This window comes from Microbispora sp. CL1-1, assembly GCF_012034195.1.
Lineage (GTDB): Bacteria > Actinomycetota > Actinomycetes > Streptosporangiales > Streptosporangiaceae > Microbispora.
Genome location: NZ_JAATEK010000005.1, coordinates 62,474 through 82,458, shown reverse-complemented (window position 1 = coordinate 82,458; position 19,985 = coordinate 62,474). Strand labels below are relative to the sequence as shown.

Annotated in this window: 16 protein-coding genes; 14 read left to right on the top strand and 2 right to left on the bottom strand. The window is 74.1% G+C overall.

Annotated elements, in window-relative coordinates; genetic code table 11:
- The first annotated feature begins 4 nt into the window (after positions 1–4).
- Positions 5–544 (top strand): hypothetical protein, encoded by a 540-nt coding sequence (locus tag HCK04_RS08110; protein ID WP_205830002.1) that lies wholly within the window; start codon positions 5–7, stop codon positions 542–544.
- A gap of 1 nt (position 545) precedes the next feature.
- Here the strand turns inward: HCK04_RS08110 and eccB are convergent, their stop codons facing one another.
- A complete protein-coding gene (gene eccB, locus HCK04_RS08105; protein ID WP_142646743.1) occupies positions 546–1,961 on the bottom strand; it encodes a type VII secretion protein EccB in 1,416 nt (471 codons plus the stop codon).
- A 475-nt stretch (positions 1,962–2,436) separates the two neighbouring features.
- On the opposite strand from eccB, the gene HCK04_RS08100 reads away from it, so the two are divergent.
- Positions 2,437–2,709, top strand: a complete 273-nt coding sequence (locus HCK04_RS08100; protein WP_030508536.1) for a WXG100 family type VII secretion target — start codon at positions 2,437–2,439, stop codon at positions 2,707–2,709.
- 143 nt (positions 2,710–2,852) lie between these two features.
- On the opposite strand, the gene HCK04_RS08095 is transcribed toward HCK04_RS08100, so the two are convergent.
- Entirely contained in the window at positions 2,853–7,610 is a 4,758-nt protein-coding gene (locus HCK04_RS08095; RefSeq protein WP_142646469.1) for an FtsK/SpoIIIE domain-containing protein, read from the bottom strand.
- Positions 7,611–8,086: 476 nt separating this feature from the next.
- On the opposite strand from HCK04_RS08095, the gene HCK04_RS08090 reads away from it, so the two are divergent.
- From HCK04_RS08090 to HCK04_RS08030, 12 genes are all read left to right on the top strand, one after another.
- Positions 8,087–8,770 carry a hypothetical protein gene (locus tag HCK04_RS08090; protein WP_142646467.1) on the top strand — a complete coding sequence of 228 codons (684 nt, stop codon included), beginning with the start codon at positions 8,087–8,089 and terminating at the stop codon, positions 8,768–8,770.
- A gap of 1 nt (position 8,771) precedes the next feature.
- Entirely contained in the window at positions 8,772–9,563 is a 792-nt protein-coding gene (locus tag HCK04_RS08085) for a hypothetical protein (RefSeq protein WP_142646465.1), read from the top strand.
- Positions 9,560–10,879 carry an ATPase, T2SS/T4P/T4SS family gene (locus HCK04_RS08080; protein WP_142646462.1) on the top strand — a complete coding sequence of 440 codons (1,320 nt, stop codon included), beginning with the start codon at positions 9,560–9,562 and terminating at the stop codon, positions 10,877–10,879. Before HCK04_RS08085 ends, HCK04_RS08080 begins: the two co-directional genes overlap by 4 nt.
- Positions 10,876–11,802 carry a type II secretion system F family protein gene (locus HCK04_RS08075; RefSeq protein WP_142646460.1) on the top strand — a complete coding sequence of 309 codons (927 nt, stop codon included), beginning with the start codon at positions 10,876–10,878 and terminating at the stop codon, positions 11,800–11,802. Before HCK04_RS08080 ends, HCK04_RS08075 begins: the two co-directional genes overlap by 4 nt.
- Entirely contained in the window at positions 11,799–12,860 is a 1,062-nt protein-coding gene (locus tag HCK04_RS42095) for a type II secretion system protein (protein WP_260617165.1), read from the top strand. The genes HCK04_RS08075 and HCK04_RS42095 overlap by 4 nt, the downstream gene beginning before the upstream one ends.
- Positions 12,860–13,081 carry a hypothetical protein gene (locus HCK04_RS08060; protein ID WP_142646458.1) on the top strand — a complete coding sequence of 74 codons (222 nt, stop codon included), beginning with the start codon at positions 12,860–12,862 and terminating at the stop codon, positions 13,079–13,081. The genes HCK04_RS42095 and HCK04_RS08060 overlap by 1 nt, the downstream gene beginning before the upstream one ends.
- A gap of 11 nt (positions 13,082–13,092) precedes the next feature.
- Positions 13,093–13,635, top strand: coding sequence for a TadE family protein (locus tag HCK04_RS08055; RefSeq protein WP_260617164.1), 543 nt, complete (start codon positions 13,093–13,095; stop codon positions 13,633–13,635).
- 20 nt (positions 13,636–13,655) lie between these two features.
- Complete coding sequence (locus HCK04_RS08050) at positions 13,656–14,021, top strand: TadE/TadG family type IV pilus assembly protein (protein ID WP_167530251.1); 366 nt, start codon at positions 13,656–13,658, stop codon at positions 14,019–14,021.
- Between the two features lie 68 nt (positions 14,022–14,089).
- Positions 14,090–14,491 (top strand): pilus assembly protein TadG-related protein, encoded by a 402-nt coding sequence (locus HCK04_RS08045; protein ID WP_142646456.1) that lies wholly within the window; start codon positions 14,090–14,092, stop codon positions 14,489–14,491.
- Positions 14,492–14,628: 137 nt separating this feature from the next.
- On the top strand, positions 14,629–18,075 hold the full coding sequence (locus HCK04_RS40955) for a bacterial transcriptional activator domain-containing protein (RefSeq protein WP_185948941.1): 3,447 nt from the start codon (positions 14,629–14,631) through the stop codon (positions 18,073–18,075).
- A gap of 139 nt (positions 18,076–18,214) precedes the next feature.
- Positions 18,215–18,919, top strand: coding sequence for a hypothetical protein (locus HCK04_RS08035; RefSeq protein WP_142646454.1), 705 nt, complete (start codon positions 18,215–18,217; stop codon positions 18,917–18,919).
- Positions 18,916–19,881, top strand: coding sequence for a hypothetical protein (locus tag HCK04_RS08030; RefSeq protein WP_142646453.1), 966 nt, complete (start codon positions 18,916–18,918; stop codon positions 19,879–19,881). Before HCK04_RS08035 ends, HCK04_RS08030 begins: the two co-directional genes overlap by 4 nt.
- The last annotated feature ends 104 nt before the right edge of the window (positions 19,882–19,985 follow it).

The following is a 19,985-nucleotide window of genomic DNA, read 5'->3' as shown; positions in this document are numbered from 1 at the left end:
CGGCATGGAACAGGTGCCCATCCCCCACGCGCGGACGCTCGCGGAGGCCCGGCTGTATCTCGCGCTGACCGTCGAGGAGGCCACGCCGGAGGAGCCGCCGGTGGAGGGGCCCGAGGCGTGGACGGTCCGGTCCGGCGGCGTCGAGGTGCTCGTGCCGTACGCGAGCGAGGCGGAGGCCGGGGACGAGGGGGAGCGGTTCGGCGTCGGCCTGTCCGAGCTGATCGACCCCGGTCAGTGGCGGCTCGCCGGCGCCGGGTACGCGCGCCGCGCGCTCGCCGACGACCTCGAATACACCGAGGAGCCGGGGGACGAGCGGCTCTTCCAGCGGGTGGTGAGCGGCTGGGAGACGGCCAGGGACGCGCTGAAGGAGGCGCTCAAGTTCATCCCGCCCGGCGAGGACGAGGTGCCCGCCGAGGCGTTCTGGACCGAGGCGGGGCTGGCCGCCCGCGAGGCGGAGCCCGACTGCTTCCTGCGTGACCGGCTGGCCGAGGACATCGCGTTCTACCAGCAGAACCTGGACGACTTCCGCCGCCTCAACGGCTGACCTACTTGCCGAGGGGCACCGGCGCGCGGGCGGCGGCCGGGTCGAGCGCCGGGCCCTCCGGGATGAGGTGCAGCAGTTGCGCGGGCACCGGTGTGGTGTCGGCGGCGTCGTAGCCGAGCTTCGGCAGCAGGTCGGGCGAGGCGATGGCGAACCTGCGGCCCTGGTCGGTCACCAGGAAGTAGTTCGTGATCGACCCGAGCTGTCCCTCGCCCGGCAGCAGCCCCGCGACCGCCGCCGATCCCGGCGGGAGCAGCACCTGGTCGAAGGTGTCCTGGGTGCCCGGAGCGCGGGGCGTGGGGATCGTGATCGAGGCGCCGACGGTCAGGGTCGCCCGGGTCGAGCCGCCGGCGGTGCCGGCGAAGACCGCGCACAGTGGCGTGGTGGAGGCGGGGGAGACGACCGTGGGCATCGTCTCGGGCATCCCGCCGCCCATGACGCTCGGCTGCTTCGACAACGCGGCCCCGGCCGTGGCCGCGTCGATCGGGATCGGCTGCAGCGGGCGCCTGCCGTACGCCGCCTTGGTGGCCGGGTCCGACAGCAGGAGCGTGGCCTGGGCGAGGGAGATCGGCGCGAGGCCGTCGGACAGCAGGACATACCAGCGGGCGGGGGCGCCCCCGATGCCGGGCACCGTGAAGACCTGCCCGACCGCCGCCGTCACCTTGCCGTCGGGCCCCCGGACCTTCCTGCCCAGATTCGGCACCTTCGGCCCGCTGAACGCGGGGCCTTCGGGCAGGGCGTTGAGCCAGCTCGCGGGCACCTTCCTGGGCTGGGCGTTGAGGGCGTTGACCGCGCTGGTGCTCGCTCGCATCCGCCGGTCGGCCCAGACGACCCACTTCTGCCTGCCGTCGTCCACGACCATGGCGCCGCCGCCGAGGGGCCTGCCGCCGACGTCCATCCCGCCCACCAGCGTGACGTACGGCCTGGGCGTCCCCGAGGCGTCCGGGCCGTCCACGACGCACACCGACCACGGCCCGTGGACCAGTTTGTCCTTGGGCGGCAGCGAGTCGGGCGCGCCGGGGATGCCCACGAGCGGCCCGCGCGGCAGCTCGGCCAGCGAGGCGGCGGAGACGTCGCGCACCGTCACGTCGGCGGTGTCGAGCAGCAGCCGGGCGGAGACGTAGTTCGCCGTGGGCAGCAGCACGCGCTCCTGCTGGCTGTAGACGTAGGTCGCGCCGGTGTCCTGCTCGACGAGGAGCTGGCCGGGCTCGGTGAGCCTGGTCGCGCCGCCCGGCTTGATCACACCCCAGATGCCGAAGCCGGCGAGCAGGAGCACCGACAGCAGGATCCCGCAGAACGTCGCGATGTTGTGCCGCCGCATCGGCGACTCCGCGACGTCCGGCTCGCCCTGCAGCAAGGCCTGGCCCAGACGCTGCTGCATCAGCCGGTACGCCTGGTAGAGGTCCTTCCGGGTCTGCACGGTCACCTCTCCCTGTCAAAGGGCATGGATGTCAGCATATTGACCCGCGGCCATCGTCGTGATCTCCGCCGTCGCCCTCGCCCGTCCGGTTCGCCGTCAGGGCCCGCGCGACCTGCCGGATCTCCCGTCGCGGCTTCGATGAGCTTCGTCTCCACCGGTGTGCCGTCGTCGCCGACGGGCCCGGCCCGTTCCGCGCCGTCGTCGCGGCCGGAACCACCCTGATCGCCGCCGGCCTGTGGCCGCTCTCGTACGCCGACGCGGCCACGCCGTACGGGGTCTACGCTGTCGTGCTCGTCGTCGTCCTGCTTTATCCCGCCAGACGACGCATTTCCGGACGTTAGAAAAAGGGGGAATAGAACAACAGGAAAAGCGTATTCTTCCGGCACTCGATATAGCCGCTCGGCATAAGGGGTTCACAAGATTGACAAACGATTTACGGTGGGGGCGGCCCCTTTGTCGATGAAGGAGTGACTGGATGAGTAACAGCTTGCTCGGCGGCGACCCCGCGGAGATGCAGAGCATGGCCGCGCAGTTCAGCCAGCAGGCGGACCAGGTTCGCACCACGATGGCCAACCTCGACCGCGAGGCGGCCAAGGTCGGCACCGCCTGGACCGGCCCCGGCGCGCAGCGCTTCCACGACGCCTGGCAGAGCTACCGGGCGGCGTTCCAGCGCATGGCGGAAGAGCTCAACGAAGCCTCCCGGGTCATCACGACCTACCGCGGCAACATCGAGTCCGCGACTCGCTGACCACCGCAGACCGCAGGCCGCCGGGCCGCCGGGCCGCCGTGGAACCCCCACGGCGGCCCGGCGTTTTCGTGTCCCGGCGTTTTCGTGTCCCGGGGGTCTCGTGTCCCGGCGGGTTGTGTGTCACAGCCCGGCGGTTTCGTGTTTCAGTCCGGCACCGCGGCCTGGATGGGGGTCGCGACGCCCGAGACGACCAGCAGGCCCCGCCCGGGAGGCCCGCCGACCGCGCCGCGCGGCAGCCGTACGGCGAACAGGTCGCCGTCTGCGGGGCTCTGCACGTTGAGCAGCAGGCCGGTCCTGCCCTTGCGGGCCTCGGCCGCGAACCCCCGGTAGGCCGTCGCCAGGTCGCCGGTCGCTCCGGCGATGAGCAGGCCGTGCTCGCCGTCCCGCCCGGTGCGCAGCATCTCGTCCAGGGCCAGGCCGAGCGGGGAGTCGGGGGAGATGAGCTCCGCGTCGTCCACGGCCACCACGTAGCGCTCGTGCCCGGCGACCAGGGCGAGCGGGTCGAGCGCGCCCGGCAGGCCGCCGAAGTCGTCCGCGCCGCCTCCGGTCACGCTCCTGGCGTTGCCGTCCAGCACGGCCAGCACCCCCGGCGTCCCTGCGAGGTCGCGCAGCGGGCTGCGGCGGGGGGTCACGACCAGCACCGGCGTTCCCCGGCCGAGCAGCGAGCGCGCCGCCGTGACCAGCGCGGACGACCGTCCCGAGCGCGGCGGCCCGGCGATCACCGCGGCAGGTCCCTGGCCCTGGAGGTCCACGCCCATCGGGACGAGGGCGTCGCCGCCCGCGCCGAGCAGCGCCCACAGGGCCGACGGCGGCTCGTACGCCGGCTCCAGGTCGAGCGCCTGGCTCGCCGTGATCCGCATCGGCAGCGCGTCCACCCGCAGCGGCGGCTCCGACGGCCAGGCCCACTTCGCCGGGGTGTCCGAGCCGCCGAACCGCGCCGCCGCCGTACGGGCGAGCTCCTGCACGACGGCCACCTGCGCCGGGCCGGAGGGGTCGTCGCACAGCAGCGCGATCTGGCTCTCGACCAGGCCGTGCTCGCCCACGGCCAGGGCCCGGCCCGGGGGCATGGCGCTCGGCAGGTCGCGCACCGGCAACCCGGCGAGCCCATAGTCGGCGGGGTCGGCGAGCCGCAGCACGAGCCGGTCGTCGAAGACGGTGGAGATCTGCCCGAGCAGGCCCGACCGGTCAGAGGTGACGACGGCCCGCAGCCCCACGGCCGGGCCCTCCCGCAGCAGTTGCAGCATGGCGTCGACCAGCCGCCCGTAGTCGTAGTTCTCGAACGCGGCGACGTACCCCTCCCAGCGGTCCACGAGCAGCACCAGCCAGGGCAGCGCGCCCACGCCGGAACGGTCGCGGGCGGCCCGGGACTTGGCGGCGGAGCGCGCCTCGGCCAGCGAGGCATAGCCGGCCTCGGCCAGCAGTTGCTGGCGGCGTCCGACCTCCGCGCGCAGGCGGGTCAGCAGGCGCTCCACCCGGTCGAGCTGGTCCCGGGTGACGACCGCCCCGCAGTGCGGCAGCGCGACCAGCGGCAGCAGCGCGCCCGACCCGCAGTCGACGGCGTGGACGTGCACGTCCTCGGGGGAGGCGCCGGCCGCGATCGAGCCCGCGATCGTCCGCAGCGCGCTCGACCGCCCGCTGCGCGCGCCGCCCGCGATCAGCAGGTGGCCGCCGTGCCGCATGTCCAGCGTGAGCGGGCGGCGGCCCTGCTCCCACGGCAGGTCGGTCATGCCGAACGGCAGCGGCGGCACCTCCTCGGCTCCCGGCCGGTACGGCGCGGCCCCAGCGAGCAGGCCGCCGGAGGAGCCCGCGGGCCCGACGTCGAGGACGACCTGGTCGGGCAGCGGAGGCAGCCACGGGCTCGGCTGCCGGGGCAGCTCGCGCCCGGCGTCGCGCAGCGCGTCGACGAGCAGGGCCAGGTCGGTGCCGCTCGCCGCCTGGGCGGCGGGCGGGGCGGGCAACGGGTGGCCGAGCGCCTGCCAGGGCAGGTCGAGCACCCGCAGATCGTCCCCCGCGTCGGCCGCACCCGCACCACGCGGATGCGGTGTGCGACCGCCGATCCTGGCCGTCTGCACGGCCACGGGCGCTCCCGAGCCGGCCCGCACATAGCAGCGGCCGGGCGTCGTACGGGAGATGTGGGCGGCGTCGGGCACGTCGATGACGTCGGTGGACTCGGCGGCGTCGGTGACCCGCAGCGCGATCCTGAGCGAGGTGTTGGCCTGGATGTCGGCGGTCACCACGCCGCCGGGCCGCTGGGTGGCGAGGATCAGGTGGATGCCGAGCGAGCGGCCCCTGCGCGCGATGTCGACCAGCCCCTCGACGAAGTCGGGCAGCTCCGTGACCAGGGCGGCGAACTCGTCGATGATCAGCACGAGCCGGGGCAGCGGCGGCAGGTCCTTCCTGCTCCCGGCGGCCTCCGGCACCGGCGCGGCGAAGATGCCGCCGCCGCGCGCCCGCCGCACGCCGCCCGCGCCGAGCACCCAGGTGGCGCCCCGTGCCCGCTGGTAGTCCTCGATGTCCTTGGCCCCCGCGTCGAGCAGCAGCCGCTCCCTGCGCCGGATCTCGGCGGCCAGCGACGACAGCGCCCGCTGGGTGAGGTGGCCGTCGAGGTCGCTCACCATGCCGACCGTGTGCGGGAGCCGTACGCACTCCTTGAAGGCCGCGCCGCCCTTGTAGTCGATGAGCACGAACGTCATCTCGTCGGGCCGGTTGGCCACCGCGAGCGAGCAGATCAGCGTCTGGAGCAGCTCCGACTTGCCCGCACCGGTCGTGCCCGCGACCAGGGCGTGCGGCCCGTCCCGGCTCAGGTCGACCTCGAACGGGCCGTCCGGTCCCACGCCGATCAAAGCCCGGGTCGTACGGCCCTGCCGCTCGGCGAGCGCGGCCGGGTCGAGCGAGACCTCCAGCAGGTCGAGCAGACGGACCGCGTCGGGGAGGGCGGCCGAGGGGTCGTCGCGGCTGACGTCGCGCAGCGGGGCCAGCGCGCGGGCCAGGCGTTCGGCCCAGGACGGCGAGACCAGGTCGGCGCGGATGCCGGTGATCGGGTCGAGCCCGCCGCCGTGGAGGCGCACCCCGCCCTCCCGGTCGCAGGACACGACCGTGGCGCACTCCTCGGGCAGCAGCCGCTCGTCGTCGTCGATGGCGATCGTGTAGACCCCCGCGCGCGGGCCCTGCCGCAGCACCTGCGGCATGCCGGGCAGGCCGCGCAGCACCTGCGCGCCGTCGAGCACGACGAGCACGTCGAACGGCCGCTCGTCGTAGGTCGCGAACGCGGGCTCGGCGGGCCGGTTGCCGCCGCCGCGCCCCAGGTCGTCCCAGCCGGCCGGGCCGCCGGACAGGCGGACGCCGCGCGGCAGCCCCGGCCCGGAGCCGTTCTCGGCGTCGAGCCGTTCGGTCACCAGGGCGGCGAGCTCGGCGACCCGGCGGGCGGCGGCCTCGGGGTCGGCGCCGACGAGCGCGGCGCAGTCGGACGACAGTGCGCCGCCGCGGGCGGCGGCGTCGGGCGCGCAGTGCGGCAGCCAGCGCACCCAGCCCCACTGCGCGGCGCCGTCGGCGTTGGCCGACAGCACCACGATGGCCAGGTCGCGCGGGCTGTGCAGGGCGGCGGCCTGGCCGACGAGCCAGCGGGCGCAGCCGAGCGCCACGTCTCTCGGGCCGGTGAGCCCGGCCACGCCGAGACGCCGCATGACCAGGGCGACGGGGACGTCGTGGCAGGTGGGCGGCTCCCGGCGGGGCGCGTCCTGGGGTGTGCCGCTCTCGGGCTCGAACTCCAGGTCGGCGGGCAGGTCGGCCAGGCCCACGCGCAGCCGCAGCGCGTCGCGGTCGTGCACGCGGCGCTCCCACAGCCGGCGGCGCGGGCCGGTCGCGGTGAGCAGCACCTCGGCCGGGTCGGGCGCGCCGCCGCGCCTGGCCTCCTCGTCCTGCCGCACCGCGCGGGCCACCTCCTCCTCGAAGGCGGCCATCCGCTCGCGGTAGGCCTTGACCGCCCGGCGGTGCTTCTTCCTGCCGTGCCTGCGGTCGCTCACCCACTGGCCGATCATGATCAGCGGCGTCATGAACGCGATCAGCAGGTAGTACCACGTGCGGGTGACCACGGCCATGACCACGCCGAGCACGGCGGGCAGCAGCGCGGCCAGCAACTGCAGCCGCATGCCCTCGCCCCGCTTGGGCTCGGCGGGCACCGTGAACCGCCGCTGCCGCTCGGGCCGCTGGAGGCGCGGCGGGCGGTTGTAGGCGAGCCCGCCGTCCGGCAGCGCGTCGAGGTGGGCGTCCGGCGGCACGACCGGCCCCAGGGCGAACACCGAGCCGCCGCAGGCGAGCATGCCCCCGGGCGGCCACGCCACGGCCTCCGTGAGCGGCTCGCCCTCAAGCCGGGCCACCGGGCCGCCCCCGGAGACGGCGGGCTCCACGGTGGCCGTGCCGGGGGCCAGCCGCACCACCAGCGCGACCGGCGGCATCCTCGGGTCGGGCACGGAGATCGCGCAGGCGGGATCGGAGCCGATCGTGTGGGCGCCGAGGCCGATCCGGTGGACGACCCCCGCCCCTGGGCCGCCCACGACGCGCAGCTCCGCCGGCCCGCCGGGCTCCTCGGTCACCGTCGCCGCAGCGGCCTGGCCGTCCAGGGCCACCACGTCGCCATCCCTCAGCAGGCCGAATACGGACGCGTCCGGGCCGACGGGCCGGCCGTCGACCCACAGCTTCACCTCGCCGGACGGCCGGGCGTGCCGGTCGCCCCGGTCCAGGTCGTACGGCGCGCGGGCGTGCGGGAGCCGTACGACGTTGGCCGGGCGGGCGGCCCCGCCGTCGAGCGCGGCGGCGAGGGCGGCGACCGTGGCGCTCTCGTCGCCTTCGACCAGCACGTCGCGGCGGCCGTCCTCGCTGACCACGGTGAGCGTTATCCGCATGCGCGAACTCCCAGAAGGCGGTTGTGCGGCGGCCTCGCGGAAAGCGTTTCATCCCGGGGCGTCCCCGTGAAGATCTCCTGGCGTACGGGCCATGCGGCCCGCGGGGTCACGGTAGCCGTGTCACCCCCGCTCATCGGGGCGTTTCCCCGGAATGGGTAAGGCGCGCGGTCATCACGCCCCTCCGGTCGCTTTGTACGGCGGTACGAAGAGTGTGAATGGTGTGACAGTTGGGAAACAAGTGCAAACGTACTATCACGAAATATCGGGCCGGTAAAGCCGTGTGTCGATATGGCGATAGATCGACTCCCGTTGACAGGCGTATTCCTAACGGATAAGCATGGGTCGCCGCATCAGGCCACTTATGGCGGCGCAAGCTGGCCATAATGGAGTGAATTAGCAACAAACGGCTAGACCATAAACACATTCGTGCGGCCCGAAAACAGAAGGGCGCCCTCATCCCTGGGAGTCCCCCACCCATGAGGATCAGCGAGAAGACGTCGCAGGACGGCCGGGCACCCGCACGGCCGGGCCTGTCCGGGCCCGCCGCACGCCGGCTGCCCGTCCCGCCGAGGGAGCGCAAGCCCGCGCTCGCCGCGCTCGCCGTCCTCCTCATCCTGGGCGGCGCGCTCGCCACCACGCTGCTGGTCATGCGCAGCGGCGACCGCGTCTCGGCCGTGCAGATCACCCAGCAGGTGGGGGCCGGGCAGCTCATCCCGATCTCCGCCATGCAGGAGGTGCAGATCGCCGACACCGGCGTCCAATACGTTCCCTGGCGGTTCAGGAACGAGGTGGCCAAGACGTACGCCCGCGTGACGCTGCTGCCGGGCACGCTGCTCACCGAGCCGATGACCGCCAGGACGACCGACCAGGTCGGGCCGGGCAAGGCCAAGGTGGGCCTGTCGCTCAAGGCCGGCCAGATGCCCGCCGACCTCAAGTGGAGCGACATCGTCCAGGTGATCTACGTGCCGTCGGCGGGCAAGGGGTCGGGCACCGCCCAGCAGAAGGTGCTGGCGACCGCCGCCCGCGTCGAGAGCCTGTCCATCGGACGGTCCGGGGGCGGCCTGGTCACGATCGTCGTCGACACGTCGATCGCGCCTGCCATCGCCCAGTACGCCTCCAGCGGGGAGATCGCCATCGTCACGCTCCCGGGGGTCAAGTGACGTGGCGCTGATCGTGCTCGCCGCCGACAAGGGGGCGCCCGGCGTGACCACCGCGGCGACCGCCCTCGGCGCCGTGTGGCCCCGGGCGGTGCTGCTGGCCGAGTGCGACCCCTCCGGCGGCGATCTCGCCTACCGCCTGCCCGGCGAAGACGGGAGCGTGCTGAACCCCGGGCGCGGCCTGCTCAGCCTCGGCGCGGTCGCGCGGCGCGGGCTCCACGCCGAGCTGATCTACGAGCACACGCAGCGGCTCGTCGGCGGCCTCGACGTGCTGGCCGGCCTGACCAACGGCGAGCAGGCGGCCGGCCTCACCTGGCTGTGGGGCCCGCTCGGCCGGGCGTTCGCCGCCCTGCCGCAGGCCGACGTGCTCGCCGACTGCGGCAGGCTCGGGTTGCACCCCCAGATCGGCGACCTGGTGGCCGAGGCCGACCAGGTGGTGCTGTTCACCAGGGCCAGCCTCGACCACGTCGCCCACCTGCGCGAACGGCTGTCGCTGATCGGGCGGAAGGTCGGGATCGTGGTCATCGCCGACCCCCGGTCATACCGGTCGTCGCTTGAGGAGATCCGGCGCATCGTCTCCGGCTGGGACGTCGCCTTCGTCGGCGGGCTCGCGTACGACCCGAAGGGCGCCGAACTCCTGCGCGGCCAGTGGGGCGGGCGGCTCGACCGCAGCCTCCTCATCCGTACGGCCAGGGAGCTGGCCACGCGCCTGGCCGCGCAGCTCGCCGAGGGCGGCGAGACGGCGGCGCCGCCGGCCGCGGGGCGGGCGAAGCGGCGGCCGGAGGTGCGGTCGTGAACTCCCAGCGGCGGCCGGTCGACCACAGCCTGGTCAAGCGCTTCCGGCAGGAGGTCGGCGACCGGCTGGCGCACCAGCGGCGGCTCGACCAGGCGAGCGGCGTGCCGCCGATGTCGGGGGAGGACGAGCGGCAGTTCGCCCGGGCGCTGATCGCGCAGGTGCTGGAGGAGCACGCGCGCAACGAGATCGGCGTGGGGCGCACCCCGCCCACGGCCGAGGAGGAGGAGGCGCTGGCGGCCGGCATCCACGCCGCGCTGTTCGGCGTCGGCCGCCTCCAGCCGCTGCTCGACGACCCCGACGTCGAGAACATCGACATCAACGGCTGCGACCGGGTCTTCGTCGGCTACGCCGACGGCCAGGAGATCATGCACGACCCCGTCGCGGACTCCGACGAGGAGCTCATCGAGCTGATCCAGATCCTGGCCGCCTACTCGGGCCTGTCGTCGCGGCCGTTCGACACCGCCAACCCGCAGCTCGACCTGCGCCTGCCGGACGGCTCCCGGCTGTCGGCCGTCATGGACGTCACCGTACGGCCCGCGCTGTCGATCCGCCGAGCCCGGCTCGGCAAGGTGTTCCTCAGCGACCTCGTCGGGAACGGCACGCTCACCCCCGAGCTGGGCCGCTTCCTCACCGCCGCCGTGGCCGCGCGGAAGAACATCATGATCGCGGGGTCCACGAACGCCGGGAAGACCACGCTGCTGCGGGCGCTGGCCAACGAGATCCCGCCGCACGAGCGGCTGATCACGGTGGAGCGGGCGCTGGAGCTCGGGCTCGACCAGTTCCCCGAGCTGCATCCCAACGCGGTGGCATTCGAGCACCGCCTGCCCAACGCCGAGGGGCAGGGCGAGATCACGATGGCCGAGCTGGTGCGGCGGTCGCTGCGTATGAACCCCTCGCGGGTGATCGTCGGCGAGGTGCTGGGCGACGAGATCGTCACGATGCTCAACGCGATGACCCAGGGCAACGACGGATCGCTGTCGACGATCCACGCCAACTCCAGCATGGAGGTGTTCAACCGCATCGCGACCTACGCGCTGCAGGCCGAGGAGCGGCTGCCGATCGAGGCCACCCACATGCTCATCGCCGGGGCCATCGACTTCGTCGTCTTCATCGAGAAGCGCAACGACTATCACCGCGGCGGCACCCTGCGGCGCTACGTGTCCAGCGTGCGGGAGGTCACCGGCTGCGACGGGCGCGTGCTGTCCTCTGAGGTGTTCGCCATGGCCGGCGACTACCTGGTGCCGCACGCCCCGATCTCCTGCGCCGACGAGCTGGCCGCCCACGGATACGACCCGGCGCGGGGAGCGTGGCGATGAACGGCCTGCTGCCGGCCGGCGTCCTCGACCCCCTGGTGCTGCTCGCCGGGGCCGCGGCGGGCGGCGGGCTCTTCCTGCTCGCCCTGGCCGTGTACGGCCTGCGCCCCCGCCCCGCCACCCCGGACGGCCGGGCCGAGCGGATGCGCCTGCTGCGCACGCTGTCCACGAGGTCGGCGATCGCGGTGGTGACGGGTGTCGTGGTGCTCGTGGTGACCGGCTGGCCGGTCATCGCGGCGGGCGCCGTGCTGCTGGTCCTCGCCTGGCGCGGCTTCACCGGCGGCGCGGCCGAGGAGCGGGCCGCCATGCGACGCCTGGAGGGCCTGGCGGCGTGGACGGAGTCGCTGCGCGACACGATCGCGGGCGCGGCCGGCCTCGAACAGGCCATCCCCTCCTCGATCAGGGCCGCGGCCCCCATGCTGCAGCCCCACCTGCGGGCCCTGGTCGACCGTCTCCACACCCGGATGCCGCTCGCCGACGCGCTGCGGATGTTCGCCGACGAGCTCGACGACCCCTCGGCCGATCTCGTCGTGGCGGCGCTGATCCTCAACTCGCGGCTGCGCGGGCCGGGCCTGCGCGACGTGCTCTCGGCCCTGGCGGTCTCGGCCCGCGAGGAGCTCGACATGCGCCGGCGCGTGGAGGCCGAGCGCAGGTCCACCCGCAAGAGCGTGCAGATCGTGGTCGGCACCGCGCTCGCCTTCGCCGCCATGCTCGTCGTCTTCAACCGCTCGTACGTCGAGGAGTACGACTCCGTGCTCGGCCAGGCCGTACTGGTCGTGGTGGCGGGCCTGTTCGGCGCGGGGTTCGCCTGGATGCGGCGGCTCGCCCGCTTCGACAAGCCGGCCAGGATCCTCGCCCCCTACCACCGCCCGCGGTCCGCGGTGGCCGCGCAGGCGCAGCCGCCTGCGGCGGAGGTGACCAGGTGATCACGACGGTGCTCTGCGGAGCCGTGCTCGGCCTCGGGCTCTTCCTGCTGGTGCGGGCACTCTTCCCGCCCCGGCCCGGCCTGACCGCCCGGCTCGCCGCGCTCGACCAGGCCCGCGACGGCAAGGGCGTGCCGCGGGCGCCGCTGATCGCACCCGAGGAGGACGTCAGCGAGTTTCGCCGCATGCTCGGCGTGCGGCTGGCCCGGTTCTACGCGGCGCGAGGATGGGAGGCACGCTCGACCAAGGCCGATCTCGCGCTGCTCGGCAAGTCGTTCGAGGGTTTCCTCGCGACCAAGCTGCTGCTCGGGGTCTCGGGCCTGCTGGCGTTCCCGATCCTCGTCGGCTGGCTCGCGCTGATGGGATGGGGCGTCTCGGTGCAGGTGCCGCTCTGGTCTGCCCTCGTCGTCTGCGTGATCTTCTTCCTGCTGCCGGACGCGCAGATCCGGCGGGACGCCGCCGTACGCCGCCGGGACTTCCGGCACGCCGTGGGCGCCTTCCTCGACCTCGTGTCGATGAACCTCGCGGGCGGCAGGGGCGTGCCCGAGGCGCTGATGATGGCGGTCGCCGTGGGCAGCCCCGTCACCACCCCCGGGGCGCTGAACGGCACGCTGAGCGGCACTGCGAGCGGTTCTGTGAGCAGCACCGCGAACGGTTCTTCCGCGAGCGGTGCGGTGAACGGCGCGTCGGGCGCTGCCACGAACGGCGCCGGTCCCGCCCCCGGCTCCAACTGGGCGATGGAACGCATCCGCGAGGCGCTGGCCAACGCCCGGATCGTCGGCATCACCCCCTGGCAGGCCCTCGGCCAGCTCGGCGACGAGATCAACGTGGACGAGCTGCGGGACCTGTCGGCCGCGCTCGGGCTCGTGGCCGACGACGGCGCCAAGGTCCGCGCCTCCCTCACGGCCCGTGCCGCCACCCTCCGCCGCCGCGAACTCGCGGAGGTCGAGGGCAAGGCGGGTGAGCGGTCCCAGTCGATGCTCGTCGCCCAGCTCCTGCTGTGTGCGGGCTTCGTGATCTTTCTCAGTTTTCCCGCAGCCATGAAGATGTTGGGGGCCTGATGCTCTGGTTCCACTATTTGATCGCCGTGCTCCATGTGCGGCTGGACCGCGCCAGGAACGCCCCGTCCAGGGGCGCCTCCGCGGTCGAATGGGTGATCATCACCGCCATCATCGCCGGAGTCGCGCTCGGCCTCGCCACGCTGATCAAGCAACTGGTCGAGCAGAAGCAGTCGGACATCCAGAACAGCTTCAGCGGAGGCGGCGGGGGTAACGGGGAGTGATCGTGCAGGGCGTGACCGGCCCCCGCGCCCCGGCCACCGCACGCCACGAAGGTGGCGAGCAGGCCGAGCGCCGCCACCGGGGCGGACGGCCCGGGCACCGCGAGCCGAGCGGGCCGGTCGCGCGCGGCCGGTGGGCTCGGCGAATGCGGAGCCGCGAGCGGGGCGCGACGGTGATCGAGCTCGCCATGCTCATGCCGATCGTGCTCGCCGTCGTGCTGCTGATCGTTCAGGTCACGCTCTGGTTCCACGGCCGCCAGGTCGCCGACGCCGCCGCGCGGGAGGGCGCGCGGATCGCCCGTGCGGGCGGCTCCGACGGCTGGCAGGAGGCGGCCGAGGGCAAGGCGCGGCAGATCGTGCAGGCGATCGGGCCGCAGTTGCTGAAGAACGCCCAGGCGCAGGCGTGGGAACAGGGCGACCAGCGCGGCGTCGAGGTGACCGGCAGCGCCGTCCAGGTGGTGCCGCTGCTGCCCGAGATGACCTTCACGATCACGTCACGGTTCGGCGGGCCCATTGAGTGCTTCCGTCCCGACGACGGCTCGGAGGGCTGCGAATGACCCGGCCGGAGCGTGGATCGATGACGGCCGAGACGGTGATGCTGGCCCCGCTGTTCCTGCTCTTCCTGCTGTTCCTCGTCGGCGCGGGCCGGATCGTGGAGGCCCAGGGCGAGGTCAACGGGGCCGCGCGGGACGCCGCCCGGGCCGCCTCCGTACAGCGCACCGAGGCGGAGGCCGAGTCGGCCGCGAAGGAGGCCGCCGAGGCCGCGCTCTCCGGAGACTGCTCGCCTCAGGTGGACATGTCCGGCAGCGATTGGACGATGGACGGCACCGTCCGGGTGACCGTGACCTGCGAACTGAACCTCGACTTCCTCGGGTTCGGCGCGGCGAAGCAGATGTCGGGCACCTCGGTCGTGCCGCTCGAACGGTATCGGAGGGTGGAATGACCCCGCCGCGTCCGCGCGCTCTCAGACGGGCACCGTTCCCGGTCGGATGCGGGCGGGAGCGGGGCTCCATGTCGGTGTTCGTGGTCCTCTTCTCGGGGGTGGTGTTCCTGCTGGCCGGTTTGCTGGTGGACGGCGGGGCCGCCATGAACGCCCGCCTCAAGGCCGCCGACATCGCCGAGCAGGCCGCCCGCGCCGCCGCCGACCAGATCGACGTCGAGACCCTGCGGGCCACCGGCGAGGTGCGGCTGCTCGCCGATGAGGGCGCGGTGTGCGGCGAGGCCGAGAAGATCACGGCGGACCAGGGAGCCGACGGCGTACGCATGACCGAGTGCACCGTGGGCGGCGGCCAGGCGGACGTCACGGTGACGGTGTCGGTCCACTGGGACGCCTTCTTCCTGTCCGCGCTGGGCTTCGCCGGCTCCGACATGGAGGCCGAGGCCACGGCCGCTCCCGATGCGGGGGAGGCGTGACCGGGACACGGCCGCCAGGCGGCCGGTGGGAGGAGTTCGACCGGGAGGCCCGGCGAGGGCGGGGGTTCCCGCGCGGCGTTACGGCGGGCACATCCGGCCGGGACGCACGGGCCGATCGCGAGGCCGCCCGAGGAGGCGTGCCCGACCGGGGTCCGCGAGCCGACCGCGAGGCCGCAGGCGGCGGCACGCTCGGCGGGAGCCTGTGGGCCGATCCCGAGGCCGCAGGCGGCGCGCCCGGCCGGGGTCCGCGGCCACGCCCGGATGGCATGCCGTCGGTGCTGGGGCCGCAGCAGGCGCCCGAGCACTGGCACGACGACCGGCGACGGCCCGTACAACTGCGGACCCGGCGCACGGCCGGGGACGTCCTCGCCGGGCTCGGGGCGCTGCTCGCGCTGGTGGGCCTGGTGGGCGGCGTGCCGTACGCGCTGCTCCGGCTGGCCGGTCCGCCGATCACCGGCGACCTGCTGAACGCGGACCTGTTCACGAGCCAGGTCGGCCCCGAGACGATCACCGCGATCCTGATCCTCCTGGTGTGGCTGGCCTGGCTGCAACTGTTCCTGTGCGTCGTCGTCGAGGTCTACGCGGCGTTGCGGCGGGTCGGCATGCCGGCCCGGGTGCCGCTGTCGGGCGGCACCCAGGCGCTCGCGAACCGCCTGGTCTCCGCCGTGCTGCTGCTGTTCACCGCGACCGCCGTGGCGGTGCCCATCGCCCGCGCGGGCGCCCCCGCCGCGATCCGGCCCGACGTCGCGGCGCTGTCGGCGCCGGTGCCGCAGGCCGAGGCGGAGCGACCGGCCCTGCACGCCAGGGAGGTCAAGAAGGTCTACGTGGTCCAGCCGCCGCACGGGCGCCACCACGAGAGCCTGTGGGAGATCGCGGAGAAGTGCCTGGGAGACGGGCGCCGCTATCCGGAGATCTACCGGCTCAACCAGCACAAGGAGCAGCCCGACGGCAGCCGGCTGCACATGGCCGACCTCATCCGTCCCGGCTGGGTGCTCGACATGCCGGACGACGCCAGGAACGTCCACATCGTGCCGGTGGACGACGACCGGCCGGAGATCCTGAAGGAGCACCGCCAGGCGCCCGCCGAGCTCGACGGCGACACCCGCTATGCCAAGGGAGGCGCGACCGGCGGCGACGTCCACGCCGACCCGCGTACGACGGTGGACCGGCGCGCGACAGAAGACCGGCACACGACGCCTCACCCGCGCCCCACCACCGGGTCCCACACCGGGTCCCACACCGGGTCCCACACCGGGTCCCACACCGGGTCCCACACCGGGTCCGACACCGCAGGTGCGACGGAAGGCGAGCGGGACACCACCCGGCCCGACAACGCCGGCGACCAGGGCGACACCGGCCACGTCGGGGGCAGGGCGACGCCCGAGCCGAGCAAGCCGGGCATCGTGCTGCCGCCGCCCGCGATGCCGCAGGACAAGCCGTCCGAGCCCAAGGGCCGCACCGGCGACGCGAAGGACACGCCCGCCACCGCCCGCCCGACGCCCACCCCGCGTCCGATTATCACCACGACCGTCAAACCGGCGGTCGCGCCCGCGGAGGAGGAGCCGCAGGGCGGGCCGGTCCTCGCCGACTACCTGGCGGCCTCGTCCTTGGCGGCGGCCGGGCTGCTGGCGCTGCTCGGCCGCAGGCGGCGGGAGCAACTGTGGCACCGGGCCTTCGGACGCCGCATCACCCGGCCGCGCGGAGACGCCGCCGAGGCCGAGGTCGCCATCCGCCTCGGCGCCGACGCCCCCGGCAGCCGCATGCTCGACATCGGCCTGCGCCTGCTCGGCCGCCTGCTGGCCGACGCCGACCGGCGCCCGCCGACGATTTACGCCGTCCACCTTTCCAACCGGGGCCTCGACCTGTGGATCCACCCGGCCGAACAGGACGCGCCGGAGCCGTGGGAGACCTGCGACGACGGGCAGGTGTGGCGACTTCCGGCCCACGAGGGACGGCGCATCGACGAGCACGTCCTCGCCGGGGTGCCCGCGCCGTACCCCGGGCTGGTCTCGCTCGGCACCGGGCAGGGCGGCCGGGTCCTGGTCGACCTGGAGGCCGCCCACGGCGTGATCGCGATCACCGGGGCGCACACCGTCGCCGCGCTGTCGGCGCTCGCCGTCGAGCTGGCCACCAACCGGTGGTCCGACCGGATGCGCATCACGCTCGTCGGCTTCGGGGAGGAGCTGACCCTGCTCGCGCCCGACCGGATCAGGACGGCGGGCAGCCTGGCCGAGGTGCTGCCGGAGTTCGAGGAGCGGGCCCGCCATGACGGCGACGTGCTGACCGGCCGGGTCCACAGCCGCGTGGACGACCCTGCCTACACCCCGCACTATCTCCTGTCGGCCATCCGCCCCGACGAGGACGAGGCGCGCCGCCTGGCACTGCTCGGCAAGGGCAGGCGTACGGCGAGCGGCTTCGTGATCGCGGGCGAGCTGCCGCACGCCACCTGGACGTGGGAGGTCACCGACGACGGCCGGGCCCGCGTGGACGCCCTGGGTCTGGACATCGAGGCCCACCTGCTGCCGCGCCGGCACTACGACGCCGTGATCGGCCTGTTCCGTACGGCCCGGCAGCAGGAGGGCGAGCCGCTCACCCCGGTCATGGAGCGGCTGAGCGAGGAGCCACCCTCCATCGAGGTGCGCATCCTCGGCCCGATCGAGATCAGCCCGGTGAACCCGCTCGAAGAGGGCAGGGCGGCGCTCGCCCACGAGCTCGTCGTCTATCTGGCCACCCATCCGGACGGCGTGCACCCGGCCGTGCTGACCGGCGTGCTGTGGCCGCGCGGCGTGCAGCTCGCGGTGCGCGACGCCACGATCGCCAGGGTCGCCGAGTGGCTCGGGCGCGACTCCGAGGGACGCCCCCACCTGTTCCTCGACCGGTCCGGGCGCCTGCGGCTCGGGCCGGAGGTCCGTACGGACTGGCGGCTGTTCCAGGACCTCGTACGGCAGGCCGGCGAATGGGCCGACGCCGCCGACCCCACCAATGCCGAATCCGGTGGCGCATCCGGTGGCACAGCCGGGGGCATGGAGGCCGACCTGCTGGAGCGCGCGCTGGCGCTGGTGCGCGGCCCGCTGCTGAACGGCAGGCCGCCCGACCGGTACGCCTGGCTGGCGGCCGACCCCCTGGAGTACGACGTCACGGCCTGGGTGGCGGACGCCGCCCACGCGCTGTGCGAGATCCGCCTGGCCCGCCACGACCCGCACGGCGCGGTGGCGGCGGCCCGGGCCGGGCTGCTGCTCGCCGCCGACGACGAGGGGCTGTGGCGCGATCTGCTCCGGGCGGCGCACGCCACCGGGGAACCGGTCCGGCTGCGGGCGGTCGTCGACGGCCTGCTGCGCCGCGCGACCTCCCATCCGTACGGCGGTGGGATGGCGCCGGAGACGGAGGCGCTCATCGACGAGTTGCTGCCCGACTGGCGCCGCACGGTCTCCCCGGACCTTCGCAACCCCGCCCGCAGGAGTCCTGCCCTCGGTAACCCTGCCCTCGGTAACCCGGCCCTCGGAAAACCGGCCCTCGGAAAACCGGCCCTCGGAAAACCGGGCCCCGGAAGCCCGGCGGATCTCAGAACCTCACGTCTCGCCTGATCGGAGCCCCAATGCCAGGGATTCCCTCCTCCGAATCATGCCGATCCACGCATAGCGCTGGCTCGTCCCCGGCGGCCGTTCCAAGGTTGACAGCGACGGGGACACAGCGGCGGGGGATCGCAGACTGCGGAGGATCCCGGTGACGCGTCCAGCACTCGCCCCGGCGACGGCGGCGCCGCTCGCCTCGGCCCGCACGCTGCCACTGGCGGCTTGCGCGGCGGCCTGCGCGCTGCTGCTCTCGGCGTGCGCCGCTCCGGACGCCGACCGTGGCTTCACCCCGGGCGGCGGCATGGAGCCGGCCGCGGTGGCCGCGTCGGAGACGCCGGCCTCGCAGCCGGGCACCGAGACGATCACGGTGGCGCCGGGACTGACGATCGAGATCGAATGGCCGGACGAGCCCGACCCCAAGCGGTCGGCGGTGATCAAGGCGTTCGCCGACGACTTCACGGCCCAGTGGCGGGCCGTCGGCACCTCCGGCCGGGACCGCTCGTACGCGAAGGGGATCGACCCCAAGTCGTCCGCCTACATGGACGCCCTCACCTGGGTGCAGGGGTTCCTCAAGGACGGGCAGTCGGCCCGGGGTGTGGCCAAGCTCTACGCCCTGCGGGTGCCCGCGGTGATGGGACGCGGGGCGGAGGCCGACGGCTGCGTGGACCTGACCGGCGTGCGGTTGACCGACCAGGAGGGCACCCCGCTGGACCGTCAGCCCGCCTGGCTGAAACGTCCGCGGGCGGTCTTCCTGCAGACCGCCGGTCTGGGGCAGGGCGACGACGGCGCCTGGCTGATCCGGCTCTACCGTCACGCGGCCTATCCGGACGAGCGTGCGAAGGAGTGCGTCAGATGAGGGCCATTGCCGCGGCGCCCCTGCTGGCGGGGGCCCTGATCGCCATGTGTGCGCAGCCCGCCGCCGCGGGCCCGGACGACGGGCCGCATGGCGAGGCGTTCCAGAAGGGCAACACGGCCGGCGTCAGGCTGACCAACTCCAGGATCGGGTTGTCCGGCAACGGGCTCGGCGGCAAGAGCGACGGCTATCGCATGCCCCAGCCCTGCTGGTATGAGCCGAACGCGTCGGCCGACGACATGCGCACCCTCCAGGCGCAGCAGAAGAAGCAGGCGGTGGACGCGGGGCTCGACTACGACGTGGACATGGACGAGTTCGGCGACAAGATCGGCGAGAAGGGGCAGTGGTGGGGCATCGCCTACAACGCCGGAGACCCGGCGGGCCAGGCGTGCGCCGCCCAGCGTGAGACGTACGTCTGGGTGCCCGAGGGCACCGTCCCCGCCGGGGGCATCACGCTGGAGCAGCTCATGCAGATCGCCCGGGCCGCGCTGACCGTGCCGGAGCCGAAGATCAAGCTGAGCCCGGACGCCAAGAGCTACGTCAACCTGGGCACCTGGGTGTGGCTGGAGGGAGCCGAGGCCGAGCCCCGGTCCGTCACCGCCACGCTGCCGGGGGTCATGTCCGCCACCGTCACGGCGACGCCGGCTCGCCTCGAAATCGACCCCGGCACCAAGGACGACAAGCGCGCCGAGGTGTTCACCGCAGGATGCGGCGCGACCGGCAGGCCGTACGAGAAGGGCGCCGACGAGGACGGGACGAAGGAACCCGAGTGCGGCGTGATTTACCGGCATTCCTCCGTCGACCTGCCGAACAAGGTCTACACGCTCACCGTGACGAGCGTCTGGAACGTGCAGGGCAACGGCAACCAGGGCGGCCAGGCTGTCCCGTTCGCGTACGACCCGATCGAGGTCTCGGCGACCAGGGACGTGCCCGTCGGCGAGGTCCAAAGCATCGTCAAGGAGTGACCCCGCCCGGCCCGGTCCGGCCCGTCTCCCGGTCCGGCCCGCCCCGGCCTGGCCCCCCGAATCGGCTCGCTTCCCGGTCCGGCTCGCCCCCCGGATCGGTCCGG